Here is a 25,480-nt window from a genome sequence, read left to right as displayed (position 1 = left end):
ATCTGGCGGTAGGTCGGCCGGTGCGCGAGCGGGCCGGCGGGGGTGGGCGGCGGGATGGTCGCCTCCCAGGGCCGCAGCCAGTCGCGGTTGCGCCGGTTGACCTCGCGCCAGGCCCGCTGGTCGCGCAGCCTTATCGGCCTGAGGACGATGTCGCCGTCCACCAGCTCCACGGGCCAGGATGGGCTGTTCAGCTCGCACCGCCACCACTGGCGGGTCTGGGGTGGTCGCCGCCGCGGAGCTGGTCCACGGCGTGGACCAGCAGCGGCTCCAGCACGGCGAGGCCGTCCTTCACACCGCCGGAGGAGCCCGGCAGGTTGACGATCAGTGTGCGGCCCGCCACCCCGGCCAGGCCCCGGGAGAGCACCGCGGTCGGCACCTTGTCCCGGCCGTACGCCCGGACCGCCTCCGCGATGCCCGGGACCTCGTAGTCGATCACCGCCCGCGTCGCCTCGGGGGTGCGGTCGGTGGGTGAGATCCCGGTACCGCCGGTCGTGACGATCACGTCGTAGCCCGCCTCGGCGCCCGCGCGCAGGGCCGACTCCACCGGGTCGCCGTCCGGGACGACCTGCGGGCCGTCCACCGCGAACCCGAAGCGGCGCAGACCCTCGGCGATCAGCGGGCCGCCCTTGTCCTCGTAGACCCCGGCGGCGGCCCGGTTGGACGCCGTGACCACCAGGGCGCTGTACGGGGCGCGGAGGGCACCACCGGCCGACGCGTCCAGTGTCATGACCGGCTCCACTCGCCCGACTTGCCGCCCGTCTTCTCCTCCACCCGCACGTCCGTGATGACCGCTCCCTTGTCGACCGCCTTCACCATGTCGACCACCGTGAGCGCGGCGACGGAGACGGCTGTGAGCGCCTCCATCTCGACGCCCGTGCGATCCGTCGTCTTCACCGTGGCGGTGATCTCCACGGCGTCGTCCGCGACCGACAGGTCCAGTTTCACACCGGAGACCGACAGCGGGTGGCACAGCGGGATCAGGTCCGGGGTGCGTTTGGCGCCCATGATGCCCGCGATGCGTGCGGTGGCGAGGGCGTCGCCCTTGGGGACCCCTTCGCCGCGCAGCAGCTCGATCACGCGGGGCGCGACGAGGACGCGTCCGCTCGCGCGGGCGGTGCGCGCGGTGACGTCCTTGGCGGACACGTCGACCATGCGGGCGGCGCCCGCCTCGTCGATGTGCGTCAGCCGGTCCTGCGGGGCCTGCGCTGCCTGGCCGCTGCGGGCTGCCTGGCCGTCGTGCGGGGGTCGGTCCTGCGTACTCATGCTCGTGTGGCGCTCCCGGTCCGGGCCCGGCGCGGTGCGGCGCGCGGGCCTGCTGTGCGCGACACGGTACCGCCAACGAGGGGTGCTCAGCCGAGCAGGACCACGCCGACCTCGGCGCCGGGCTCGACGGACTCGGTGTCCTCGGGGACGACGATCAGCGCGTCGGCGTGCGCGAGGGCGGCCACGAGGTGGGAGCTCGACCCGCCGACCGGGGTGACCGTGCCGTCGGCGTACGTGGCGCGCAGGAACTGGCGGCGGCCCTTCGGCGAGGTCAGCGTCTTGTCCGCCGCCAGCGACGCGGTGGTGGTCGGGCGGTGGAGGTCGGCGAGCCCCATGAGGGTGCGGATCGCGGGGCGGACGAACAGCTCGAAGGAGACGTACGACGACACCGGGTTGCCCGGGAGAGCGAGCAGCGGGGTGTGGTCGGGGCCGATGGAGCCGAAGCCCTGGGGCTTGCCGGGCTGCATGGCGAGCTTGCGGAAGTCCACGCCGCCGCCCGGCTCGTCCTCGTCGGCGACGTGCGCCAGCGCCTCTTTGACGACGTCGTACGCCCCGACGCTCACGCCGCCGGTGGTGACCATGAGGTCGGCGCGCACCAACTGGTCCTCGATGGTGGACCGCAGGGTCTCCGCGTCGTCGGCGACGGCGCCCACGCGGTAGGCGATGGCGCCGGCGTCGCGGGCGGCGGCGGTGAGGGCGAAGCTGTTGGAGTCGTAGATCTGGCCGGGTGCCAGTTCCTCGTCGGGCTGGACGAGTTCGCTGCCGGTGGAGAGCACCACCACGCGGGGGCGCGGGCGTACCCGGACCCTGCCGCGGCCGATCGCGGCGAGCAGGGCGATCTGCGGCGGGCCGAGGACCGTACCGGCCTCCAGGGCGCGGTCGCCGGCGGCGACGTCGCTGCCCTTGGCCCTGACGTGCGCGCGTGCCGCGGCCGGCCGGTAGACGTGCACCTGTCCCTCGGCGCCCTCCGGGGCCAGGCTGCGGGCCCGCATTCCGGCCACCGCGCCTTCGCCGAGCCCGCCGTCGGTCCACTCGACGGGGACGACGGTCTCGGCGCCGGGCGGGAGCGGTGCGCCGGTCATGATGCGGGCGGCCCGACCGGGGCCCACGGAAGGCGGGTCGGCCTGGCCGGCGGCGACGTCCCCGACGACCTCCAGGACGGCGGGGTACTCCTCGCTCGCGCCCGCGACGTCGGCGACCCGCACCGCGTACCCGTCCATGGAGCTGTTGTCGAACGGCGGCAGGGAGAGCGGCACCGTGATGTCGTCGACCAGGACGCAGCCCTGGGCGTCGAGCAGGTTCAGCTCGATGGGCTCCAGGGGCCGGACGGTCGCGAGGATGTCGTCCAGGTGGTCCTGCACCGACCACAGCCGGTCCGGACCGAAGTCCGCGGTGGCGTGGTCGTGGCCGGTGTCACGGTGCGCGGCGCTGCTCAACGTCCTTACATCTCCTCGGCTACGTAACTGCGAAGCCAGGTCCGGAAGTCCGGGCCCAGGTCTTCACGTTCGCACGCGAGTCGGACAATGGCACGCAGATAGTCGCCGCGGTCGCCGGTGTCATAGCGGCGGCCCTTGAAGACGACGCCGTGCACCGGGCCGCCGACCTTCTCGTCTTCCGCGAGCTGCTGCAGGGCGTCGGTGAGCTGGATCTCGCCGCCGCGGCCGGGCTCGGTCTTGCGGAGTATGTCGAAGACGTGCGGGTCGAGGACGTAGCGGCCGATGATGGCGTAGTTGGAGGGGGCGTCGGCCGGGTCGGGCTTCTCGACCAGTCCGCTCACCTTGACGACGTCGTCGTCCCCGGTGGCCTCGACGGCCGCGCAGCCGTAGAGGTGGATCTGCTCGGGGGCGACCTCCATGAGGGCGATGACGCTGCCGCCGTGCTGCTCCTGGACGTCGATCATGCGCTGGAGCAGGGGGTCGCGCGGGTCGATCAGGTCGTCGCCGAGCAGGACCGCGAAGGGCTCGTCACCGACGTGCGGCGCGGCGCACAGCACGGCGTGACCGAGGCCCTTGGGGTCGCCCTGGCGGACGTAGTGGATCATGGCGAGGTCGCTGGATTCCTGGACCTTCGCCAGCCGGCTCGCGTCGCCCTTCTTCTGGAGGGCGGACTCGAGCTCGTAGTTGCGGTCGAAGTGGTCCTCCAGGGGGCGCTTGTTGCGGCCCGTGACCATGAGGACGTCACCGAGGCCGGCGGTCACGGCCTCCTCGACCACGTACTGGATCGCCGGCTTGTCGACGACCGGCAGCATCTCCTTGGGAGTGGCTTTGGTGGCCGGCAGGAACCGGGTGCCGAGTCCGGCTGCTGGGATGACAGCCTTGCTGATCCTGGGGTGGGACTGAGTCATGCGCGCCACCATATCCGGTACCTATGGGGAGAATCTGTGACTCCGGATACCGGATGCTCATATGAGCATCCTAGACGTTACAGGAGCGGTCCATGAGTCACCACGCGCCCCCGGCCGAGCCCGACAAGCGGAGCCTGCGGCGGGGTTTCCTCGCGGCGCGGAACGCGCTGACGCCGGATGACGTGCGGGAAGCGGCGGACGCCCTGGCCGGGCGGGCGCTCGCGATGCCTGAGGTCGCGCGGGCGCACGCCGTTGCGGCGTACGTCTCGGTGGGCGCCGAGCCGGGGACCCTCGCGCTGCTGGACGCGCTGCGCGCGCGGGGTGTGCGCGTGCTGCTCCCCGCCCTGCTGCCGGACAACGATCTGGACTGGGGCGAGTACACCGGTGAGGGATCTCTCACGCGCGTGCGGCACGGCGGACGGATGACCCTGTCCGAGCCCGCCGGCGAGCGCCTGGGACCGGACGCCGTCACGGAGGCGGACGTGGTGCTGCTGCCGGGGCTGGCGGTCGACGGGCGCGGCATGCGGCTGGGACGCGGAGGGGGCTCGTACGACCGGGTCCTGGCGCGTCTGGAACGGGCGGGCGCGCGTCCCGCGCTGCTGGTGCTGCTGTACGACGCGGAGGTCGTGCGGCAGAACCTCCCGGAGGAACCGCACGACCGGCCGGTGGACGCGGTGGTGACGCCGACGGAGGTGCGCCGCTTCCGCTGACCGCGCGTGGGAACGACTGCGGGTGCGGACACGTGAACGGCCGCCACGCGCGCGTGGCGGCCGTTCACGTCAACCGGTGGGGCTACGGCTCGAGCACCAGCGTGTCGCTCGTGCTCTCCTCGACCGCCTTCTCGGTGAAGGCCCACGGCAGCAGCTCGCCGTCGGCCCACTTGTCGGTCTGGTCGGTGTAGTGGGCGCTGTAGGCGTGGCCGGAGGCGCCGGTGAGGTTGATCCAGCGCGACTTGTCGAGGTCGCCGAGGTTGACCACCATCCGCATGGACGGCACCCACACCACCCCGTAGCCGCCGGCCGCGTTCCAGCCGGCGGCGTTGACCGCGGCCTCGCCGCCGCTGAGCTTCCACGGGCCGCGGTTGAGGGCGTACTTCAGGAAGCCGGGGCCCTCGGTGCCCAGGGTCTGGTTCTTCAGGAACAGGCGGTGCAGCCGGCCCCAGTTCCAGGTGTCGATGTCCTTGCCGAGCTTGGCGGTCAGCTCCCAGCGGGCGTCGACCATGGCGCGCTTGAACAGGTCGTCGCGGTTGTGGTCGGCGCCCTTGCGGGTGCCGTTGGCGGGCGTCGTCCACCAGTCGCTCTTCGGCTTGTCCATCAGCTGCCGCACGACCTCGAACCAGCGGTCGCCGCCGTCCGGCTGCGCCTGGTCGGCGTCGCGCTGACCGCACTCGCGGACCTTGTTGGTCTCGTCCGCCGGACCGGTGGTGTTGACCGGGTCGACCCACAGGCACTGGCCCTCGACGCGCAGCTCCTTGGGCAGCTTGTTGCCGAAGGCGAGCTTGAGGATGTTGCGCCACACCGCGTTGAAGTAGGCGGCGGCCGCCGAGTCGGCGTCCTGGGTGTAGTCCCAGCCCTCCAGCAGCTTCTGCGCCTCGCGGACGTCCTTGTCCCCGACGTCGATCTTCAGCAGCTGGGGCACGAGCAGCTTGGCGATCTCGCTGCTGTTGTCCAGCTGCATCTGGCGCATGTCGTCGGTGGAGATCTTGCCGCCGTCCTTGATCTTCTGCTCGATCAGGGAGGTGATCCGCTGGCTGCGGGTGCCGTAGCCCCAGTCCGTGGTCAGCGTGTACGGGTAGTCCTCGTCGACGACGGCCTGGTTGGCGGTCACGATGTAGCCGCGTTCCGGGTCGTACTCGTACGGCAGCTCGTCCTCGTCGATGTACTCGCCGGTCCAGCGGTAGTCGGGGTCCCATCCCGGGGCCGGGACCGAGCCGTCGTGGCCCTTCGCGCGCACCGGGATCCTGCCGGGCAGCGTGTAGCCGATGTGCTCGCTGTCGGCGTAGACCAGGTTCTGCGAGGGGACGTCGAACAGGGCGGCGGCCTCGCGGAAGTCGTCCCAGTTCTGCGCCCGGTCCATCGCGAAGACGGCGTCCATGGTGGTGCCCGCCTCCAGCGCCGTCCACCGCAGCGCGACGCCGTAGCCGTCGCCGCGGTCGGGGGCGGCGGTCTCGACGGTGGCCTTCTTGCCGACCTTCACCAGTTCGTTGTCGCGGTCGGAGAGCAGGGGGCCGTTGTTGGTCTCGCGGACCACGATCTTCTTGGACTCGCCGCCGGCGACCTTGATGGTCTCCTCGCGGGTCTCGAAGGGGACCACCTTGCCGTCGTACTGGTAGCCGTCGCCGGTGATCTTCTCCAGGTAGAGGTCGGTGACGTCGACGCCGGAGTTGGTCAGGCCCCAGGCGATCTCCTGGTTGTGGCCGACGACCACGCCGGGCATGCCGGCGAAGGTGTAACCGGCGACGTCGTAGCGGCACTTGTCGGAGACGGTGCGGCAGTGCAGGCCCATCTGGTACCAGACGGACGGCAGGGACGGCGACAGGTGCGGGTCGTTGGCCAGCAGGGGCTTGCCGGTGATGGTGTGCTTGCCGGAGACGACCCAGGAGTTGGAGCCGATGCCGTTGCCGTTCACGCCGACGGCGGTGGGCAGGTCGTCCAGGACGTCCTGGAGGCCGGAGAGCTGGCTCTGGAGGGCGTTGCCGGTCTCGGAGCCCGTTCCCGTGCCCGTGCCCGTTCCGATGCCGGTTCCGGTGCCTGTGCCCGTACCCGTGCCGGTGCCGCTTCCGGTCCCGGTGCCCGTGCCTTCGTCGCCGCCGGACGTGCCGCCGCCCTCGAACGTCTCGGAGAGCTCGTCGTACTGGCCCTCCTGGACGATCGCCTTGTTCCGGTCGTAGGGGTACTCCGGGTACAGGTCGGCGATCTGCTTGGGGCCCAGGCGGCTGGTCATCAGGGCGCGGTCGACCTCGTCCTGCATGTTGCCGCGCAGGTCCCAGGCCATCGCCTTCAGCCAGGCCACCGAGTCGACCGGGGTCCACTCCTGGGGCTTGTAGTCGTTGGTGAAGCCGAGGGCGGCGTACTCGAGGGAGATCTCCTCGCCGTCCTTGCCCTCCAGGTAGGCGTTGACGCCCTTGGCGTACGCCTGGAGGTACTTCTTGGTGGAGTCCGACAGCTTCTCGTCGTACTCCTTCTTCGCCACCCGGTGCCAGCCCAGCGTGCGCAGGAACTCGTCGTTCTCCACCTGGCTCTTGCCGAACATCTCCGACAGGCGCCCGGCGGTCATGTGACGGCGCACGTCCATCTCGTAGAACCTGTCCTGCGCCTGGACGTAGCCCTGCGCCATGAACAGGTCCTCCTCGGAGGACGCGTAGATCTGCGGGATGCCGTAACCGTCACGCTTGACGTCGACCGGGCCGGACAGTCCCTTGAGCGTGATCGAGCCCGTGGTCTGCGGGAAGGACGCGCGGACCGTGCTGACGGACCAGTACCCGCCGTACACGAGGCCGCCGATGACGGCCAGGACCAGCACGAGGACGATCAGGCGGCCTTTGCGCCCCTTCTTCCCCTTCTTCCTGCCGGACGTGCCGGGCTGCTGACCCGTGGAGGCGGTGGTGGTGGGGGGCATCGCTGTCCTTGCTGTCCTAACACGAGCGGCAGGGGCGGGCTGTGCTTCGTACTGAGCGACCGAGCGCTGGAGCAACTGTAGGCGCAGGCCCGGCTCTCCCTTGACGCGGAGTCGGGTACTGGCGCGCACGGACGTTCGATCCTGCCAAGGCGAACGTCAAGAACTCGTCAAGAGTTAGGTAAGGTAACGAAGTAGTTGTCCGCAGAGCACTGCGGTTTCGTGTACGTCTCGGTACATGCCCCGTGGGGTCCCCAGGTCTCCGTGCGATCCGTGCTGTGCGTCAGGGAAGGGAACGGCCGCTGACTGTCCACCACCTCAACCAGCTCCTGCTCGTCTGCTCGCTCGTCCTGCTCATCGCCGTCGCGGCGGTCCGGATCTCCTCGCGCAGCGGGCTCCCCAGCCTGCTCGTCTACCTGGCGATCGGCGTCGCCATGGGCCAGGACGGCATCGGCGACATCCACTTCGACAACGCCGAACTGACCCAGGTCATCGGATACGCGGCCCTGGTCGTGATCCTGGCCGAGGGCGGCCTCGGCACGAAGTGGACGGAGGTCAAACCGGTCCTGCCGTCGGCCTCGGCCCTCGCCCTGGCCGGGGTCGCAGTGAGCGTCGGCGTGACCGCGGCGGGCGCGCACTACCTGACCGGGCTGGAGTGGCGGCAGGCGCTGATCGTCGGAGCGGTGGTGTCCTCCACGGACGCGGCGGCCGTGTTCTCGGTGCTCCGCAGAATCCCGCTGCCCGCGCGCATAACGGGCACCCTGGAGGCCGAGTCCGGCTTCAACGACGCCCCGGTGGTCATCCTGGTCGTCGCCTTCTCCACGGCCGGCCCGATCGAGCACTGGTACGTGCTGCTGGGCGAGATCGCCCTGGAGCTGACCATCGGCGCCGCCGTAGGACTCGCGGTCGGCTGGCTCGGGTCCCTGGGGCTGAGGCACGTGGCGCTGCCCGCCTCCGGCCTCTACCCCATCGCCGTGATGTCGATCGCCGTCACCGCCTACGCGGCCGGCGCCATGGCCCACGGCAGCGGCTTCCTCGCCGTCTACCTCGCGTCGATGGTCATGGGCAACGCCCGGCTGCCGCACTGGCCCGCCACTCGCGGCTTCGCCGACGGGCTGGGCTGGCTCGCCCAGATCGGCATGTTCGTGCTGCTCGGCCTGCTGGTCACCCCGCACGAGCTGGGCGACGACATCCTGCCCGCCCTGGTCATCGGGCTGGTGCTGACCATGGTGGCGCGTCCGCTGAGCGTCGTGCTGTGCCTGCTGCCGTTCCGGGTGCCGTGGCAGGAGAAGACCCTGATGTCCTGGGCCGGGCTGCGCGGCGCCGTGCCCATCATCCTGGCGACCATTCCCATGGTGGAGGGCGTCGACGGCAGCCGCCGGATCTTCAACATCGTCTTCGTCCTGGTCGTCGTCTACACCCTGGTCCAGGGCCCGACGCTGCCCTGGCTGGCCCGCAAGCTGCGCCTGGGCAAGGGGGACGAGGCCGCCGACCTCGGCATCGAGTCGGCACCCCTGGAGCGGCTGCGCGGACACCTGCTGTCCGTCACGATCCCCGAGGGTTCGAGGATGCACGGCGTGGAGATCAGCGAGCTGCGGCTGCCCGCCGGGTCCGCGGTCACCCTGGTCGTCCGCGACGGCAAGTCGTTCGTACCGCTGCCGACGACGGGGCTGCGGCGCGGGGACGAACTCCTCGTGGTCGCCACCGACCCGGTCCGGGACGCCGCCGAGGCGCGGCTGCGCGCGGTCGGCCACGGCGGCAAGCTGGCCGGCTGGCTGGGCACGGGCGGCAGCCCGCGGTGAACGGGCGAGGGTCGGTCGGGGGGCAGTCGGGAGATGGGCGAGGGTCGGTCGGGGGGCAGTCGGGGGACGGACGAGGGACGTTCGGGGGACGGGCGAGGGACGTTCGGGGGACGGGCGGGGGTGCGCGCTTTCACAGGTTGCGCCCGTCTTCGTCCCTGTACGATGAACGCGGCACCTGATCGAACCAACTCTGCCTGAAGCAGAGCTGGCGCGACCGTATGGCGGCCGGCACGCCCCCTCCCCGTTCGGGCTCCGGCATCTACCGCAGTCCGCGCAAGAGGACAGCTCTCGGCGCTCCCGCGCGGCGACAGCCGCGAGGCGGACCGCGCTACCAGGCGGCAGAAAGGCACGGGCCGTGGCATCCACGGTCACCCCGTCGAAGAAGTCGCCGGACCGGACGCGGACCGCGTCCCGCTCCGACCGCCCCGGATACGGGCAGCTGCTGCGCACCCGCGGCGCCTGGACGTTCCTGCTGCCCGGCTTCGCGGCACGCCAGCCCTTCGCCATGCTGACGCTCTCCATCGTGCTGCTGGTACAGCACACCACCGGCTCCTACGGCGTCGCGGGCGCCGTCGCGGCCGTCACCGGCGTCTCCATGGCCCTGTTCGCCCCCTACAGCGGCCGGCTCGCCGACCGCTACGGCCAGCGGGCCGTCCTCCTCCCCGGCGTGCTCGTGCACGCGGCGTCCGGTCTGACGCTGACCGTCCTCGCGCTCGCGGACGCGCCCCTGTGGGCGCTGTTCGTCGCGTCGGTGCCCACCGGCGCCTCGGTGCCGCAGATCGGCCCCATGGTGCGCGCCCGCTGGGGCGTGAAACTCAAGGGCACCCCGCTGATGAGCACGGCGGCGGCCTTCGAGTCCGTCACGGACGAGCTGACCTTCGTCCTCGGCCCGCTGGTGGCGACCGCCCTGTGCACGGCCGTGGACCCGGCCGCGGGCCTGGTCACGGAGGCCGCGCTCACCCTGGTGGGCGGTCTGCTGTTCGCCGCCCAGAAGAGCACCCAGCCGACGGTCGGCGACGCCGCCGACGGGCACGCGCGCGTGGAGCACGTCTCGGCGCTGCGCGTCCCCGGGGTGCGCGTGCTGATCGTGGCCTTCCTGGGCATCGGTTCCGTCTTCGGCGGCATGCAGGTCTCGCTGGCCGCGTTCACCGAGTCGATCGGCGAGCCCGGGCTGAACGGCGTCCTGTACGGCGTCTTCGCCGCGGGCAACATGCTCTCCGGCCTGGCCTGCGGCGCCATCGCCTGGAAGGTGGCCCCGCAGCGGCGCCTCCTGGTCGGCTACACCGCCCTCGCCGTGACCGCGTCCGGTCTGTGGGCCGCTCACTCGGTGCTCGTGCTGGCGGGCCTCGGTCTGCTGGTCGGCATGTGCATCGCGCCGGCCCTCGTCACCGGCTACACGCTGGTCGAGGACCTGGTCCCGGCGGGCGCCCGCACCGAGGCGTTCACCTGGCTGACCGGCGCGGTGGCGCTCGGCCAGGCGGCGGCCGTCACCGTCTCCGGCCAGCTCGAGGACCGGTTCTGGGACGGCGCCGGGTTCCTGATGCCGATGGCCGGCACGGTGCTCGCGCTGGCGACGCTGCTGGCGCTGCGTTCACGCCTGGCGCCCCCGCCCAGGGGACGTACGGTCGCACGTGGCGTCGGTCACCGCGAGCACGCCGCAGTGGACTGATCCCGGGGAATGCGTCACTATGGACCGTCGTTAGCACTCATCGAGTGAGAGTGCCAGGAGGAAGACAAGTGCCGACGTACCAGTACCAGTGCACCGAGTGCGGCGAGGGCCTCGAGGCGGTGCAGAAGTTCACCGACGACGCCCTGACCGAGTGCCCCAACTGCCAGGGTCGCCTGAAGAAGGTGTTCTCGGCGGTCGGCATCGTCTTCAAGGGCTCCGGGTTCTACCGCAACGACAGCCGCGGCAGCTCGTCCAGCAGCTCGCCGGCGGCGGCGTCGTCGAAGTCGTCGTCCTCGACGTCCTCCTCGGACTCGGCCTCGTCCTCGTCGTCGGGTTCGTCGTCGGGCTCGGGCTCGTCGTCGAGCTCCGGCAGCTCCTCCAGCACCACCGCCGCGTAAGGCGCCCGGCAACTGCTCACGGGACCCTGTCGTCGTCCGACGGCAGGGTCTTCGGCGTAAGCCGGGCGGCTAGGGTGCGGGCATGGCGAACAAGGTGAATGCCGAGATCGGCGTGATCGGCGGCTCCGGTTTCTACTCGTTCCTCGACGACGTGACCGAGGTCGAGGTGGACACCCCCTACGGGCCGCCCAGCGACTCCCTCTTCCTCGGCGAGGTCGCCGGCCGGCGGGTCGCCTTCCTCCCCCGGCACGGGCGCGGCCACCATCTGCCGCCGCACCGGATCAACTACCGGGCCAACCTGTGGGCGCTGCGCTCGGCCGGCGTCCGCCAGGTCCTCGGTCCGTGCGCGGTCGGCGGCCTGCGCCCCGAGTACGGGCCGGGCACGCTGCTGGTGCCGGACCAGTTCGTCGACCGCACGCGGTCCCGGCCCTCGACCTACTTCGACGGGCTGCCGACGCCCGACGGCACGGTGCCCAACGTGGTGCACGTGTCGCTGGCCGACCCGTACTGCCCCACCGGGCGGGCGGCCGCGCTGAAGGCGGCCCGGGGGCGGGACTGGGAGCCGGTGGACGGCGGCACGCTGGTCGTGGTCGAGGGGCCCCGTTTCGGCACCCGGGCGGAGTCCCTGTGGCACCGGGCGCAGGGCTGGTCGGTGGTGGGCATGACCGGCCACCCCGAGGCCGCTCTCGCCCGTGAACTGGAGCTCTGCTACACCTCGCTGACCCTCGTCACCGATCTCGACGCCGGCGCGGAGAGCGGTGAGGGCGTCTCGCACGAGGAGGTCCTGCGGGTCTTCGCGGCGAACGTGGACCGGCTGCGGGGGGTCCTGTTCGACGCGGTGGCCGCCCTGCCGGCGACCGGCGACCGGGACTGCCTGTGCTCGACGGCGCTGGGCGGGATGGACCCGGGGATCGCGCTGCCGTAGAGCCACGGGCCGTGTGCATGGCCGTGTGCATGGCCGTGTGCATGGCCGTGTGCATGGCGGGCGGAACGGCACGTTCGGGTGGCGGAGTTGTCCACAACCGGCCGGTAGCCCACGGGCTCCGGCGGGCATCGGCGAAAAGCCTCATCGTGGTCACGCAAGCCCGATCCCTCGTCACAGGTGGTGGTGACCGTGTCCGTACCCGTGTCCGTACCCGTCCCCGTGTCCCCTTCCGTCCTGGCCTCCCCGCTGCCGCTCGGCACCGAGGCCCCGCCCACGTGCGAGGTGCCGCACTTCGCCCCGGTGCGGGTCGGCGGCGGCCGGCACCAGCTGCACCGGCTCCTGCGCCACCGGCGCCGCGCCGTCGCCGCCGGGCTCGCTGTCACCGCCGCGGCGCTGGTGGCGGCGGGCCCGCGTCCGGGAGCCGGCGCCCCGGACGCCCAGCGGGCCCGCGGGCACCCCGTGACCGAGCCGGTGCGCGAGCGGCGCGGCGCGCAGCCGGTGTCGGCGCCGGTGCGGATCGCCGACGCAGCCACGGTGCGCCTGCTCGGGCCCGGCGACCGGGTCGACGTCATCGCGGCCGGAGACGGCGGCGCGGGCGACGCGACCGTGCTCGCGCGCGGGGCGCGGGTGACGCGGGTCCCGGAGCCCGTGGACGGGACGGCTGCGGGCGGCGCGCTGGTCGTGGTGTCGGTGCCGCGCGCGACCGCCCACCGGCTGGCCGGCGCGGCAGCAACGGCACGGCTGGCGGTGACGCTGTGCTGAGCCCGTCAAGTCCCTCGTTCGAGGGGCCGGATTGGACAGGGTGGCCCAACGCTGACGTAGGTTGCGGAGCGTTTTGTTCCACACCCGGTCCAGTCAAGGAGTGCCCCCGAGGTGAGCGAGAAGAAGGAGCCGAGCGTCTTCGAGGGCTTCAAGGCCTTCCTGATGCGCGGAAACGTCATCGACCTGGCGGTGGCGGTCGTCATCGGCGCCGCCTTCACCAACATCGTCAATTCGGTGGTGAAGGGGGTCATCAACCCCCTGGTCGGCGCGTTCGGCACCAAGAGCCTGGACAGCTACAGCTCCTGCCTCAAGGGCCCGTGCACCGGTACCGGCGACAGTGCGACGGGCGTGCGCATCCTCTGGGGCTCCGTGCTGGGCGCCACGCTCACGTTCCTGATCACCGCGGCCGTCGTCTACTTCCTGATGGTCCTGCCCATGTCGAAGTACCTGGCCCGGCAGGAGGCCCGCCGCAAGGCGAAGGAAGGCGCGGAGGAGGTCATCGAGGTCTCCGAGCTGGAGGTGCTCAAGGAGATCCGCGACGCGCTGGTCGCACAGCGCGGGTCGGGGCACGACCGCCCGTAGGGGCGCCGCGCCCCGCGGCTCACAGGTGGTGGGGCGGCTTCTCGTCGAGGAAGCGCTTCAGGTCGGCCGCGCTGTCGGCCGCGCTGTCGCCCTCGGGGCGCCCGCCCCAGCCGCGGTCGGTGTCGTCCGAGCTCTGCTGGTCCAGCGGGTCGTCGAAGACCAGCGCGGGCCTGGGCGCGCGGGGCTCGGGTGCGGGGGGTTCGGGGGCGCTGCTCATGCCTCCAGGGTACGGCCCGCCTGACGGGCGGTATCCCGTCCGACCGGACCGGTCCGGCGGGCGGAGCCGTCCGCAGGCGGACCGGCGCCGCCTCTGCTGTGCTGGGAGCCATGACGTCCAGTCCGACTCCCGCGGCAGCGTCCTCCGGTCCGCCCGGCGTCCAGCCGCCACTGCGCAGGCTGACGGCCCGCGGCCGGCACGAGTCGCATCGTGCGGCCACGCCGCTGGAGCTCTTCTTCGACCTGTGCTTCGTGGTCGCCATCGCCCAGGCGGGCGTCCAGCTGGTGCACTCCGTCGCCGAGAGCCATGCCGGCGAGGGCGTCCTCGACTACGCGATGGTCTTCTTCGCCATCTGGTGGGCCTGGATGAACTTCTCCTGGTTCGCCTCGGCCTACGACAACGACGACGTGCTGTACCGGATCGTCACCCTGGTGCAGATCGCCGGCGTGCTGGTCCTGGCGGCCGGAGTCTCCCGGGCCTTCGAGGAGCACGACTGGACGGCCGTCGTCATCGGCTACGTGATCATGCGTGTGGCCATGTCGGCGCAGTGGCTGAGAGCGGCCCGTTCCGCCGCGCCCGCGGAACGCGCCATGGCCCTGAGGTACGCCGGTGGCGTGCTGGTCTGCCAGGTCGGCTGGCTGGGGCTGTTGCTGCTGCCGGAGAGCGGCCGCGGCTGGCTGTTCCTGGTCATGGTGGTGCTGGAGCTGAGCGTGCCGGCGTTCGCCGAGCACAAGCACCAGTCGTCCTGGCACTCCCACCACATCGCCGAGCGGTACGGGCTGCTCACGATCATCGTGCTCGGCGAGACGATCGCGGCGGCCACGGTCGCGGTGAAGTCGGGCATCGACGAGAACGACGCGCTGGGCGAGTTGGTGCCGATCGCGGCGGGCGGGCTGCTGATCGTCTTCGCCGCGTGGTGGGTCTACTTCGTGGTGCCGGTCCACGGCCATCTGCGGTCCAACAGGCAGTCGTTCCTGTGGGGCTACGGACACTACTTCGTGTTCGCGTCGGCGGCGGCGATCGGGGCGGGCCTGGAGGTGGCCGTGGAGCAGGCGGTGGGGGAGGCGCACATCTCGACGCTCGCGGCGTCCGCCTCGGTGACCCTGCCGACGGCGCTGTTCCTGCTCACGGTGTGGGCGCTGCACGCACGGCACTTCAAGGTGGGCGTCGCCGAGCAGTCGGTGCTGCCGACGGCCGCGCTGCTGGTCCTCTGCTGCACCTTCGCCGGCGACCTGGCGGTGCTCGCGGCGGGACTCGTCCTCGCGGTGGCCGTGGCGACCGGGGTGATTCTGACCGCGCGGCGCAGCGTGCCGGAAGGCGACCCGGCGGCACCCACCGCCTGACGGCCCGGTTCCGCTCTCCCCCACGGCACCGCGCTCCTCCGGGAAGGCCCGTGCCTGGATCAGACTGACGGCATGACAGTTGACGCATTGACCGACGTCGCCGGCGTACTGGTGGGGCACGCGACCCGCAGGGGCGAGGGGTGGCTCACGGGCACGACGGTGGTCCTCGCGCCGGAGGCCGGGGCGGTCGCCGCCGTGGACGTGCGGGGAGGCGGGCCCGGCACCAAGGAGACCGACGCGCTCGATCCGCGCAACCTGGTGCAGCGGGTCCAGGCGCTGGTGCTGACCGGCGGCAGCGCGTACGGGCTCGACGCGGCTTCCGGGGTGATGGCCTGGCTGGAGGAGCGGGGCCGTGGCGTACGGGTCGGCCCGGACCCGGCTCACGTGGTGCCGGTGGTGCCCGCCGCCTGCGTCTTCGACCTGGGGCGCGGCGGCGACTTCCGGGCCAGGCCGGACGCGGCCACCGGCCGGGCGGCGGTGGAGGCGGCGCATGCGAGCACGCCGGGCGGAGAGGTGGCCGAGGGATGTGTCGGTGCCGGCACCGGAGCGGTGGTCGGCACGTTGAAGGGCGGGGTGGGCACCGCGAGCACCGTGCTGGACTCGGGGATCACGGTGGCGGCGCTGGTGGTGGCGAACGCGGCGGGGTCGGTGACCGACCCGGAGACGGGGGTGCTGTACGGGGAGTTGTTCCGGCGCGGGCGGGTGCGGTACCCGGCGCCGGAGGTGCACGAGGCCGCCGGGCGGCGGCTCGCCGAGGTCGCGGCGAGGAACGCGCCGCCCCCGCTGAACACCACCCTCGCCGTGGTCGCCACCGACGCGGACCTGTCCAAGGCGCAGGCGCAGAAGCTGGCCGGCACGGCGCACGACGGCATCGCGCGTGCCGTCCGGCCGGTGCATCTGCTGAGCGACGGGGACACGGTGTTCGCCCTGGCGACCGGGGCGCGTCCGCTCGACGCGGGGCAGCCGCTCGCGCTGAACGAGGTGCTGGCGGCGGGCGCGGACGTGGTGACGCGGGCGATCGTGCGCGCCGTACGGGCCGCCGGGCCGGTGGACGGGCCGGGCGGGGCGTGGCCGTCGTACGAGGAGCTGTACGGGCGGGAGTCGGGGGCCGGTCGAGCCGGGTGAGCGGGCGATTGTCCCGGTTCTGTCACGCGTCGGCGATCCGGGCGGTCGGCGGGAACCCGGTCGACCCCCGCTCGCCTCTACAGGGTTGAAGGTAATACCGCACAACACCTCATCCTGGAGCAGCCCGTGACAAGGCCGGTCATAGCATCGCGGCGCGTACTGGGGGCCTGTGCCGCCCTGGTGGTCGGCGCCCTCACCCTCACCGCCTGCGGCGGCAGCGCCAGCGCCGACGACAAGAAGGACGGCGGGGGCGGTGGCGCGGACTCCGCGAAGACCTCGGCTCCGAAGGTCGTGATCTCGGCCGAGGACGGTTCGACCGGTGCCTCGATCAACACGACCGGTGTGAAGGTCAGCGACGGGCGGCTGACCGAGGTGCGGATGACCGTCGCGGAGACGGGTGCGGCCGTGCCGGGCGCGGTCTCCGCCGACGGCGGCAGCTGGAAGCCGAAGGAGCAGCTGGAGCGGGGCACCGAGTACCGGATCCACGCGACCGCGAAGGACGCCGACGGCCGTACGTCGACCGCCGACTCGGCCTTCACCACGGTCTCCGCGGCCAACAGCTTCATCGGCACCTACACCCCGGACGGCGGCACCACGGTGGGCGTGGGGATGCCGGTGTCGTTCAAGTTCGACAAGGCGATCAGCGACAAGAAGAACGTGCAGTCGCACATCTCGGTCACCTCCAGCAGCGGGCAGGAGGTGGTCGGGCACTGGTTCGGCGACCAGCGGCTCGACTTCCGGCCCGAGGAGTACTGGAAGGCCGGCTCGAAGGTCACGATGAAGATCGACCTGGACGGCGTGGAGGGCGCGAACGGCGTCCACGGCGTGCAGAAGAAGACCGTCACCTTCACCGTGGGCCGCGCCCAGGTCTCCACGGTCGACGCGAGCACCCAGACCATGACCGTCGTGCGGGACGGCGAGACGCTCAAGTCGGTCCCCATCTCGGCGGGCAGCGCCGAGAACCCGACGTACAACGGGCAGATGGTGATCTCGGAGAAGGCGGAGCAGATGCGCATGGACGGCTCCACGGTCGGGTTCACGTACGACATCCCGGACGTGCCGCACGCGATGCGGCTGAGCCGGTCCGGCACCTTCCTCCACGGCAACTACTGGTACAACAAGGGCAATCCGCCCTTCGGCGTGCAGGGCACCAGCCACGGCTGCGTCGGGCTGCGGGACGTGCAGGGCGGGCAGGGTGCCACCGACGGCAAGTGGTTCTTCGACAACTCGCTCATCGGGGACGTCGTGGTCGTCAAGAACTCCCCGGACGGCACCATCGCGCCGGACAACGGCCTCAACGGCTGGAACATGGCGTGGAGCGAGTGGGTCGCCGGGAGCGCCGTCTGACCGGGCGACCAGCCTTTTGACCAGCGTATTTTGACGGTTCGTCGGGTCGCGCGGGAACTTCTCGCGCGGCCCGCGCGTTTTTCGTGCGTACGTTTTCTCGGTTCCCGGACATGATGTCCGACCGAGGGGCTACGGTATGCACCCACAAGGTGACATGCAGCAACGCCGGGAGAAACCTTGAGCGTTCCGTACGAGACGGCAGCGTACGAACCACCCGAGTCGCCCGAGTCTCCGGAGGAGCACCTCATGCGACTGCTCGGTCGCGCACTGAACTCGTTCGAGCTGCCCGACGAGACGATACGGCAGCTGGACGGCGCGCTGGCGCACGACGGTTCGCTGCACTCCGCGCACCACAGCGCGGGGCTGCACCGCGAGACGTACCGGCACACCTGGCTGCTCGCCGACGGCGCGGCGGTCACGCTCTGGGAGCTCGTCCACAACACCACCCCGGGCGGAGAACCGCAGCACGAGGTGTACGTCGACGAGGAGGAGCTGCGCGCCGCCACCGCCCGGCTGGCCCTGCCGCCGGACACCCCCGACTTCGAGTTGCCGGTGCAGGTGCAGCTGTCCCCGGTCCCCACCCCCCGGCACAGCTACGCCCCGGACGCCTCGGCGGACCACGCCCGCCGGCTGCTGCGCCGCGCGGAGAACCCGGACCGGCCCGGCGCCGAGCTCGCCGCCCGGCTGACGACGGCGTCCGCGCACCAGATCACCCAGGCCTTCGGCGGCCCCGGCCGCGCGCGCCGCGCCCGGATCGGCTTCTCGCTCTACGAGCACGCGTTCCTGCTGCGCGACGGCGCGGAGGTCTCCCTCTGGGAGGTCGAGCACACGGCCACGCCCGACGGACGGCACATGTGCGAGGTGTACGCCAGCGAGGACACCGCCCGCCGGGCGATGGAGCGCAGGGCGGCACAGGTCTCCTGAGCGCGACGCCGGGTTCAGGAGCGCGACGCCGGGCTCCTGAGCGCGCAGGCGGAGCGCGTGGGCCGGGACAGCGCGCGGGCCGGGTCCCGTACGGAACCCGGCCCGGACATCACCGGGGCGTGCCGCCCCTCACGCGGTCACCGGCTGCTTCGCCCCCGGCGCCGGGGCCGACGGGTCCGTGCCGCCCGGCCCCTGCGCCACCGCCCCCGGCGCCGGCTTGCGCAGGCCCTTGAGGACGATCACCAGAGCCGTGGTGACGCAGACGCCCGCCGCGATGGCGACCAGGTACAGCAGCGGGTTGCCGATCAGCGGCACCACGAAGATGCCGCCGTGCGGGGCGCGCAGCGTGGCGCCGAAGGCCATCGACAGGGCGCCGGTGACCGCGCCGCCCGCCATCGACGCCGGGATGACCCGCAGCGGGTCGGCCGCGGCGAACGGGATCGCGCCCTCGGAGATGAAGGAGGCGCCCAGCACCCAGGCGGCCTTGCCGTTCTCGCGTTCGGCCGCGTTGAAGAGCTTGCTCCGCACGGTCGTGGCCAGGGCCATGGCCAGCGGCGGGACCATGCCGGCCGCCATGACCGCCGCCATGATCTTCATCGCCGAGTCGCTGGGGTCGGTGACCGCGATGCCGGCCGTGGCGAAGGCGTACGCGACCTTGTTGACCGGGCCGCCCAGGTCGAAGCACATCATCAGGCCGAGCAGGGCGCCGAGCAGGACCGCGTTGGCGCCGGACAGGCCGCTCAGCCAGTCGGTCATCGCCTTCTGGGCGGACGCGATGGGCTTGCCGATCACCACGAACATCAGGAACCCGACGACCGCCGAGGAGATCAGCGGGATCACCACCACCGGCATGATGCCGCGCAGCGCCACCGGGATGCGTATCCGCTGGATCGCCATCACCACGGCACCGGAGATCAGACCCGCCGCCAGGCCGCCGAGGAAACCGGCGTTGATGGTCAGCGCGATCGAGCCGCCGACGAAACCGGGGACGAGACCCGGGCGGTCGGCCATGCCGTAGGCGATGTAACCGGCCAGCACCGGGACGAGGAAGGCGAAGGCCACGCCGCCGATCTGGAAGAGCAGCGCCGCCCAGCTGTCCGCCTGCGACCACACGAAGTGGTCCATCACCGACGGCGCCTCGTTGATCTCGTAGCCGCCGATCGCGAAGCCCAGGGCGATGAGCAGACCGCCGGCGGCGACGAACGGCACCATGTAGCTGACGCCGGACATCAGCCAGACGCGCAGCTTCGTCCCGTATCCCTCACCGGACCCGCCGCCGCGCTCGACGGGCGACGCGCCGGAGGAACCGGCGCCGCCGCCCGCACCGGCCGCCGTGACCTCGCCGCGCGCCGCCTTGCCGCGGACCTCGCCGATCAGCTCGCCGGGCCGGTTGATGGCCGCCTTCACGCCGGTGTCGACGGTGGGCTTGCCGGAGAAGCGCTCCTTGTCGCGTACGGGCACGTCGTGGGCGAAGATCACGCCGTCCGCCGCCTCGATCACCGCCGGGTCGAGCCGCGTGAACCCGGCCGAGCCCTGCGTCTCGACGACGACCTCGACGCCCGCCTCGCGGCCTGCGTTCTCCAGCGACTCGGCCGCCATGTAGGTGTGTGCGATGCCGGTGGGGCAGGAGGTGACGGCGACCACGCGGAAGGGGTGTGCGGGTTCGCCGGGAGCCTCGTCGGGGCTGCCCGTGGCGGTCCCGGCGGAGGCCGCCGCCGGGGCCGCCACGGAGTCCTCGGTGCCGTCGGGAGCGCCTTCGGCACCGTCCGGCTCCTCACCGCGGATCAGCGCCGCGGCGGCCGACGCGTCGCCCGCCGACCGCAGCGCGTCGGTGAACTCGGCGTTCATCAACTGCCGGGCCAGGGAGGACAGGATCGTCAGGTGGGCGTCGTCGGCGCCCGCCGGAGCGGCGATCAGGAAGATCAGGTCAGCCGGGCCGTCCGCCGCCCCGAAGTCGATGCCTGCCGCGCTGCGCCCGAAGGCCAGCGTCGGCTCGGTGACGTGTTCGCTGCGGCAGTGCGGGATGCCGATGCCGCCGTCGAGGCCGGTCGGCATCTGCGCCTCGCGGGCGGCCACGTCGGCGAGGAAGCCCTCCAGGTCGGTCACCCGGCCCAGGGCCACCATCCGCTCGGCGAGGGCGCGCGCCGCCGCTTCCTTGGTGTCGGCGGACAGGTCGAGGTCGACCAGGTCCGCGGTGATCATCTCGCTCATCGCGGGCTCCTTAGCTCGCGTATCGCCCGGAACGTGGGGTGGTGGGCGGAAACGGGGAGGGTAGGGGGACGGGGGCACTGCGGTGGGGATCGGGGACGGTCCCGGCGAGCGGGCCGGGGACGTCGCGGTACGGATCGACGCCGGGGAGCGAGGCGTGGGTGCCCCGGCCGGGACCGCCCCCGCTGAGCCGGCCGGCGACTCGACGTACGGAAGTCATGACGCCGGCTCCTTCAGTGCGCGGTCCGCCGGCACCTGAGTCGTGACCGTCACCGCGCCCGGGTCCAGGTCGGCCGGCGTCGGCATCACGCTGCCGGGCAGCCGGACGGCCGCGGCGCCGTGCGCCACCGCGGAGGCCAGGGCGCCCGCCCCCGCACCCCCGGCCACGAGGAACCCGGCGAGGGAGGCGTCACCGGCGCCGACGTTGCTGCGTACGGCGTCCACGCGGGCGCTGCCGAACCAGGTGCCCGCGTCGTCCACGAGGAGCTGTCCGTCGGCGCCGAGGCTGGCGAGCACGGCCCGGGCGCCCAGCTCCCGAAGTTCCTCGGCGGCCTTCACCGCGTCGCCGACCGTGAGCAGGGGACGTCCCACGGCTTCGGCCAGTTCCTCGGCGTTCGGCTTGACCACGTCGGGCCGCTCGCGCAGGGCCTGGAGCAGGGCGGGGCCGGAGGTGTCGAGGGCGATGCGGACACCGGCGGCGTGCGCGCGGGCCACCAGGTCGGCGTACCAGGAGGGGGCGAGCCCGCGGGGCAGGCTGCCGCAGCAGGCGATCCAGTCCGCGCCGGGCGACTGGCGCCTCACGGTCTCCAGCAGCAGTTCCCTTTCGGCCGCCGTCAGTTCGGGGCCCGGCGCGTTGATCTTCGTCAGGACGCCGTCGGCCTCGGCGAGCGCGATGTTGGCGCGGGTGACCCCGGCGATCGGCACGGGCGCGACCTCGATGCCCTGCGCGTCGAGCAGTTCGGAGACGAGCGCGCCGGACGGGCCGCCGAGCGGCAGCACCGCCACGGTGCGCCGGCCGGCCGCCGTCACCGCGCGGGAGACGTTCACACCCTTGCCGCCCGGGTCCACGCGCTCGCCCCGGGCGCGGACGACCTCGCCGCGGTCGAGGGAGGGCACCTCGTAGGTGCGGTCCAGGGACGGGTTGGGGGTGACGGTGAGGATCATGCGCGTACTACTTCCGTGCCGTCGCGCTCGACGGCGGTGGCGTCTTCGGGGCTCAGCCCGCTGTCGGTGATCAGCAGGTCCACGTCGCTCAGCGAGCCGAAGCGCGCGAAGTGCTCCTGGCCGTACTTGGAGGAGTCGGCGAGCAGCACCACGCGGCGGGCGGCGGCGACGGCGGCCCGCTTGACCGCGGCCTCGGCGAGGTCGGGGGTGGTCAGCCCGTGCTCGGCGGAGAAGCCGTTGGCGGCGACCAGCACCACGTCGGCGCGGATCTCGCCGTACGCCCGCAGCGCCCAGGCGTCCACGGCGGCGCGCGTACGGTGCCGCACGCGCCCGCCGACCAGGTGGAGCTGGATGCCGGGGTGGTCGGCGAGGCGGGCGGCGATGGGCAGGCTGTGGGTGACGACGGTGAGCGAGGTCTCGCGCGGGATCGCGGCGGCCAGCAGGGCCACCGTGGAACCGGCGTCCAGGATCAGCGTGCCGTCGGCGGGCAGTTCCGCCAGGGCGGCCTTGGCGATCCGGTCCTTCTCGTCGGCCGCCGTGGACTCGCGCTCGGCGAGGTCCGGCTCGAAGTCGAGCCGCCCGGCGGGGATCGCGCCGCCGTGCACGCGGCGCAGCAGACCGGCGCGGTCCAGCGCCTTGAGGTCGCGGCGGATGGTCTCCGCCGTCACCTGGAACTCCTCGGCCAGCGACACCACGTCCACCCGGCCGCCGTCCCGCGCGAGCCGGAGGATCTCCTGCTGCCGCTCCGGTGCGTACATGACCGTTCACCTCCGACCTGTGCCCAGACCTTGTGCCCGAACCTGTGGTTTCTCTCGGAGGCTACGCCCGGTTTTCCGGAATGTAAACAAGTAACCGGACCCATTCAAATACAATCGGGCACAGGTGGGCACGAGCGGGCATCCGCATCCGTGCCGACGTCCTCAGACCAGCGCGTGCTGCTTCTCCTCCACAGCGGCCTCGGGAGCATCCCCCGAAGCCCCTTCCACGTGCTGCGCCGGCCGCTTCGGCAGCGCGAACATCAGCAGGAAGATGACGCCGAGTACGGCCGCCACCCAGCCCAGCGCGTTCTGGAAGGCGTCCGCGTAGGCGGGACCGATCCGGGACGGCGACACGTGGTCGCTCATCGTGCCGAAGAAGACCACGGAGACCAGCCCGAGCCCGAGCGCGTTGCCCATCTGCTGCACGGTGTTGATGAGCCCGGACGCCGACCCGGCGTGCTCGCGCGGCACCTGGGACAGCACCGCGTCCGTCAGCGGCGCGACGATCAGCCCCATGCCCACGCCCATGACGACGAGCGGCAGCGCCATCTGCCAGGAGGTGATGCCGAGTCCGTAGTGCCCGGCCTCCCAGAGGTAGAGCAGTACGCCCGCCGCCATCACCAGCGCACCCGCCTGGAGCACCTTGCGTCCGAAGCGCGGCACCAGCTTCTGCACGGACACTCCCGCCGCCACGGAGACGGCGACCGAGAACGGCACGCCGGTCAGCCCGGCCCGCAGCGGCGTCCAGCCGAGCCCCACCTGCATGTACAGGGTCCACACCAGGAAGAAGATGCCGAGCGCGATTCCGAAGACGGTCTGCACGGCGATACCGGCGGCGAAGCTCTTCACCCGGAACAGCGACAGCTCGACCAGCGGCGAACCGTCCCGCGCGCTCTTCCGCCTCTCGTACGCCACCAGCACCGCGAGCACGACGAACGCGCCGGCCATCGACAGGTGCCCCCACAGCGGCCAGCCCAGCTCGCGTCCCCGGGTGAGCGGGTAGACCAGCATCAGCAGACCGAGGGTGACCAGGGCGACCCCGACCAGGTCCAGCCGCAGGGCGCGCGGCGCCTTGGACTCGTTGATGAAGCGGCCGCCGAGGACGAGTGCGGCGACGCCGACCGGCAGGTTGATGAGGAAGATGGGCCGCCACTCGAGCCCGAAGAGGTTCCACTCGGTGAGCAGGGCGCCCAGCAGCGGTCCGGAGACCGCGCCCAGACCGACGATCGCGCCGAACAGCCCGAACACCTTGCCGCGTTCGTGCGCCGGGAAGGTCGCGTGCACGATCGACAGCACCTGGGGCACCATCAGCGCCGCCATCGCCCCCTGGAGGATGCGGGAGGCGACCAGCATCTCGGGGTTCACGGCGAGTCCGCACAGCGCGGACGCCAGGGTGAAGCCGGCGACTCCGGCGAGGAAGACCCGCTTGCGGCCGTGGATGTCGCCGAGCCGCCCGCCGGTGATCAGGCCGGCCGCGAAGGCGAGGGCGTAACCGGCGGTGATCCACTGGATCTGGCTGAAAGAGGCGCCCTCGTCCTGCCGGATCGACGGGATCGCGATGTTGACGATGGTGACGTCGACCAGGTCCATGAACGCCGCGGTCATCACGATCGCGAGGGCGTACCAGCGACGGCGGTCGCCCGCGGGAGGCGTGCCCGGCACGGGGTTCGGGGTGTGCTTTGAGGTCATGACCGTGAAGCTATGACCCCAGTAGGACAGTTCATGTCCTACCCATGCGCCATCCTCGAACCCATGACGACGGACACTCCGGCCCGGCTCCTGACGCTCCTCTCCCTCCTCCAGACGCCCCGCGAGTGGCCCGGCGGCGAGCTCGCCGAGCGGCTCGGCGTCTCCCGCCGCACGGTCCGGCGGGACATCGACCGGCTGCGTGAGCTGGGCTATCCCGTACAAGCGACGATGGGCGCCGACGGCGGTTATCGCCTGGTGGCGGGCAAGGCGATGCCACCGCTGGTGCTCGACGACGAGGAGGCGGTGGCGATCGCGGTCGGCCTGCGCGCCGGCGCCGGGCACGCGGTCGAGGGCGTGGACGAGGCGTCGGTGCGGGCGCTGGCCAAGCTGGAGCAGGTGCTGCCCTCGCGGCTGCGGCACCGGGTGGCCACGCTCCAGGCCGCGACGACCCCGCTGACCAGTGGGGACGGGCCGAGCATCGCGCCCGAGACGCTGACCGTGATGGCCTCCACGGTGGCGGGGCAGGAGCGGCTGCGGTTCGCCTACCGCGCGGCGGACGGCACCGAGTCGCGGCGCGTGACGGAGCCGTACCGGCTGGTCTCGACGGGACGCCGCTGGTACCTGGTCGCCTACGACCTCGACCGGGAGGACTGGCGGACCTTCCGGGTCGACCGGGTGAGCGAGCCGTTCGCGACCGGGGCGCGGTTCGCTCCCCGTGAGCTGCCGACCGGGAGCGCGGCGGAGTACCTGCGGCGCTCGATGCAACGGCACGGCGACTCGTACGACGTCGAGGTCGCCTTCGCCGCGCCGCCCGAGGCCGTCGCCGCACGGTTGCCGCAGTGGCTCGGACCACCGGAGCCGGCGGACGACGGCACGTCGTGCGTACTGCGGGCGACCGTCTCCGACCCGGTGGACTGGATGGCGGTACGGCTCGCGATGGTGGGCCTGGAGTTCAGGGTCCGGGAACCGGCGGAACTGGTCGAGTGCGTACGGGAGCTGGGGACGCGGCTGGTCGGTGCGGCGGGCGAGTGACCGCCTTGTCCGCACCGACGCGGGCGTCCGGGCCGTGGTGACCGGCGGGCCGGGGTCGTCCGGGCCGTGACCGACCGGGGGCATCCGGGCTGCGGCCGCCCGGAGGGCATCCGAACCGTGACCGGCCCGGGACGTGACCGACAGGGAGGCAGCCGGACCACGACCGCCCCCGGCACGTGACCGACCGAGGACCAACCGGACCACGACCGCCCCCGCCCCATGACCCGACCCAGAGCCAACCGGACCACGACCCACCCCGCCCCATGACCCGACCCAGAGCCAACCGGACCACGACCCACCCCGCCCCATGACC

General features: G+C 72.5%; 22 protein-coding genes and 1 pseudogene. 12 read left to right on the top strand and 11 right to left on the bottom strand.

What is annotated here, in order from left to right:
- The 5 genes and pseudogenes from KUM03_RS38530 to galU form a co-directional block, all read right to left on the bottom strand.
- A pseudogene (locus KUM03_RS38530) lies at positions 1-170 on the bottom strand (GNAT family N-acetyltransferase); the annotation flags it as partial.
- A 17-nt stretch (positions 171-187) separates the two neighbouring features.
- Positions 188-727, bottom strand: a complete 540-nt coding sequence (locus KUM03_RS24460) for a molybdenum cofactor biosynthesis protein B (RefSeq protein ID WP_217251460.1) — start codon at positions 725-727, stop codon at positions 188-190.
- Complete coding sequence (moaC, locus tag KUM03_RS24455) at positions 724-1,263, bottom strand: cyclic pyranopterin monophosphate synthase MoaC (protein WP_302185895.1); 540 nt, start codon at positions 1,261-1,263, stop codon at positions 724-726. Before moaC ends, KUM03_RS24460 begins: the two co-directional genes overlap by 4 nt.
- An 86-nt stretch (positions 1,264-1,349) precedes the next feature.
- Positions 1,350-2,699, bottom strand: a complete 1,350-nt coding sequence (gene glp / locus KUM03_RS24450; protein WP_374225381.1) for a gephyrin-like molybdotransferase Glp — start codon at positions 2,697-2,699, stop codon at positions 1,350-1,352.
- A 5-nt stretch (positions 2,700-2,704) separates the two neighbouring features.
- On the bottom strand, positions 2,705-3,607 hold the full coding sequence (galU, locus tag KUM03_RS24445) for a UTP--glucose-1-phosphate uridylyltransferase GalU (protein ID WP_217251459.1): 903 nt from the start codon (positions 3,605-3,607) through the stop codon (positions 2,705-2,707).
- Positions 3,608-3,699: 92 nt separating this feature from the next.
- On the opposite strand from galU, the gene KUM03_RS24440 reads away from it, so the two are divergent.
- Entirely contained in the window at positions 3,700-4,317 is a 618-nt protein-coding gene (locus KUM03_RS24440; RefSeq protein WP_217251458.1) for a 5-formyltetrahydrofolate cyclo-ligase, read from the top strand.
- Between the two features lie 82 nt (positions 4,318-4,399).
- On the opposite strand, the gene KUM03_RS24435 is transcribed toward KUM03_RS24440, so the two are convergent.
- Positions 4,400-7,225 carry a penicillin acylase family protein gene (locus KUM03_RS24435; RefSeq protein ID WP_217251457.1) on the bottom strand — a complete coding sequence of 942 codons (2,826 nt, stop codon included), beginning with the start codon at positions 7,223-7,225 and terminating at the stop codon, positions 4,400-4,402.
- 275 nt (positions 7,226-7,500) lie between these two features.
- Between KUM03_RS24435 and KUM03_RS24430 the strand changes: the two genes are divergently transcribed.
- The 6 genes from KUM03_RS24430 (at position 7,501) to mscL (ending at position 13,360) form a co-directional block, all read left to right on the top strand.
- A complete protein-coding gene (locus KUM03_RS24430; protein ID WP_374225380.1) occupies positions 7,501-9,024 on the top strand; it encodes a potassium/proton antiporter in 1,524 nt (507 codons plus the stop codon).
- Positions 9,025-9,379: 355 nt separating this feature from the next.
- On the top strand, positions 9,380-10,693 hold the full coding sequence (locus KUM03_RS24425; RefSeq protein WP_217251456.1) for an MFS transporter: 1,314 nt from the start codon (positions 9,380-9,382) through the stop codon (positions 10,691-10,693).
- A 68-nt stretch (positions 10,694-10,761) separates the two neighbouring features.
- A complete protein-coding gene (locus KUM03_RS24420) occupies positions 10,762-11,091 on the top strand; it encodes an FmdB family zinc ribbon protein (RefSeq protein ID WP_217251455.1) in 330 nt (109 codons plus the stop codon).
- Positions 11,092-11,173: 82 nt separating this feature from the next.
- Positions 11,174-12,016, top strand: coding sequence for an S-methyl-5'-thioadenosine phosphorylase (locus KUM03_RS24415; protein ID WP_217251454.1), 843 nt, complete (start codon positions 11,174-11,176; stop codon positions 12,014-12,016).
- Positions 12,017-12,298: 282 nt separating this feature from the next.
- Complete coding sequence (locus KUM03_RS24410) at positions 12,299-12,778, top strand: hypothetical protein (RefSeq protein ID WP_217251461.1); 480 nt, start codon at positions 12,299-12,301, stop codon at positions 12,776-12,778.
- 111 nt (positions 12,779-12,889) lie between these two features.
- On the top strand, positions 12,890-13,360 hold the full coding sequence (gene mscL / locus KUM03_RS24405) for a large conductance mechanosensitive channel protein MscL (RefSeq protein WP_073729399.1): 471 nt from the start codon (positions 12,890-12,892) through the stop codon (positions 13,358-13,360).
- Positions 13,361-13,379: 19 nt separating this feature from the next.
- Here mscL and KUM03_RS24400 read toward each other — a convergent pair whose 3' ends face one another.
- A complete protein-coding gene (locus tag KUM03_RS24400; RefSeq protein WP_217251453.1) occupies positions 13,380-13,577 on the bottom strand; it encodes a hypothetical protein in 198 nt (65 codons plus the stop codon).
- Positions 13,578-13,687: 110 nt separating this feature from the next.
- On the opposite strand from KUM03_RS24400, the gene KUM03_RS24395 reads away from it, so the two are divergent.
- From KUM03_RS24395 to KUM03_RS24380, 4 genes are all read left to right on the top strand, one after another.
- Positions 13,688-14,920 carry a low temperature requirement protein A gene (locus tag KUM03_RS24395; RefSeq protein WP_217251452.1) on the top strand — a complete coding sequence of 411 codons (1,233 nt, stop codon included), beginning with the start codon at positions 13,688-13,690 and terminating at the stop codon, positions 14,918-14,920.
- A 72-nt stretch (positions 14,921-14,992) separates the two neighbouring features.
- Positions 14,993-16,045, top strand: a complete 1,053-nt coding sequence (locus tag KUM03_RS24390) for a P1 family peptidase (protein WP_217251451.1) — start codon at positions 14,993-14,995, stop codon at positions 16,043-16,045.
- Positions 16,046-16,171: 126 nt separating this feature from the next.
- Positions 16,172-17,392 carry an Ig-like domain-containing protein gene (locus KUM03_RS24385; RefSeq protein WP_217251450.1) on the top strand — a complete coding sequence of 407 codons (1,221 nt, stop codon included), beginning with the start codon at positions 16,172-16,174 and terminating at the stop codon, positions 17,390-17,392.
- A 177-nt stretch (positions 17,393-17,569) separates the two neighbouring features.
- Complete coding sequence (locus tag KUM03_RS24380; RefSeq protein WP_217251449.1) at positions 17,570-18,316, top strand: DUF6227 family protein; 747 nt, start codon at positions 17,570-17,572, stop codon at positions 18,314-18,316.
- Between the two features lie 129 nt (positions 18,317-18,445).
- Here KUM03_RS24380 and KUM03_RS24375 read toward each other — a convergent pair whose 3' ends face one another.
- From KUM03_RS24375 to KUM03_RS24360, 4 genes are all read right to left on the bottom strand, one after another.
- Positions 18,446-20,527 (bottom strand): fructose-specific PTS transporter subunit EIIC, encoded by a 2,082-nt coding sequence (locus KUM03_RS24375; protein ID WP_217251448.1) that lies wholly within the window; start codon positions 20,525-20,527, stop codon positions 18,446-18,448.
- A gap of 213 nt (positions 20,528-20,740) precedes the next feature.
- The gene (gene pfkB, locus KUM03_RS24370) at positions 20,741-21,688 is read right to left on the bottom strand and encodes a 1-phosphofructokinase (protein WP_217251447.1); all 948 of its coding nucleotides are present in this window, start codon (positions 21,686-21,688) and stop codon (positions 20,741-20,743) included.
- Positions 21,685-22,446, bottom strand: a complete 762-nt coding sequence (locus KUM03_RS24365; protein ID WP_019326504.1) for a DeoR/GlpR family DNA-binding transcription regulator — start codon at positions 22,444-22,446, stop codon at positions 21,685-21,687. The genes pfkB and KUM03_RS24365 overlap by 4 nt, the downstream gene beginning before the upstream one ends.
- 162 nt (positions 22,447-22,608) lie before the next feature.
- Complete coding sequence (locus KUM03_RS24360; RefSeq protein WP_217251446.1) at positions 22,609-24,135, bottom strand: MFS transporter; 1,527 nt, start codon at positions 24,133-24,135, stop codon at positions 22,609-22,611.
- Positions 24,136-24,198: 63 nt separating this feature from the next.
- Here KUM03_RS24360 and KUM03_RS24355 point away from each other — a divergent pair, with 63 nt between their 5' ends.
- Entirely contained in the window at positions 24,199-25,167 is a 969-nt protein-coding gene (locus KUM03_RS24355; protein WP_217251445.1) for a YafY family protein, read from the top strand.
- Positions 25,168-25,480: the final 313 nt, after the last annotated feature.

Origin of the sequence: Streptomyces sp. AC602_WCS936 (genome assembly GCF_019049125.1) — a bacterium.
Taxonomy (GTDB): Bacteria; Actinomycetota; Actinomycetes; order Streptomycetales; family Streptomycetaceae; genus Streptomyces.
This window is presented reverse-complemented; position numbering and strand designations above follow the sequence as displayed.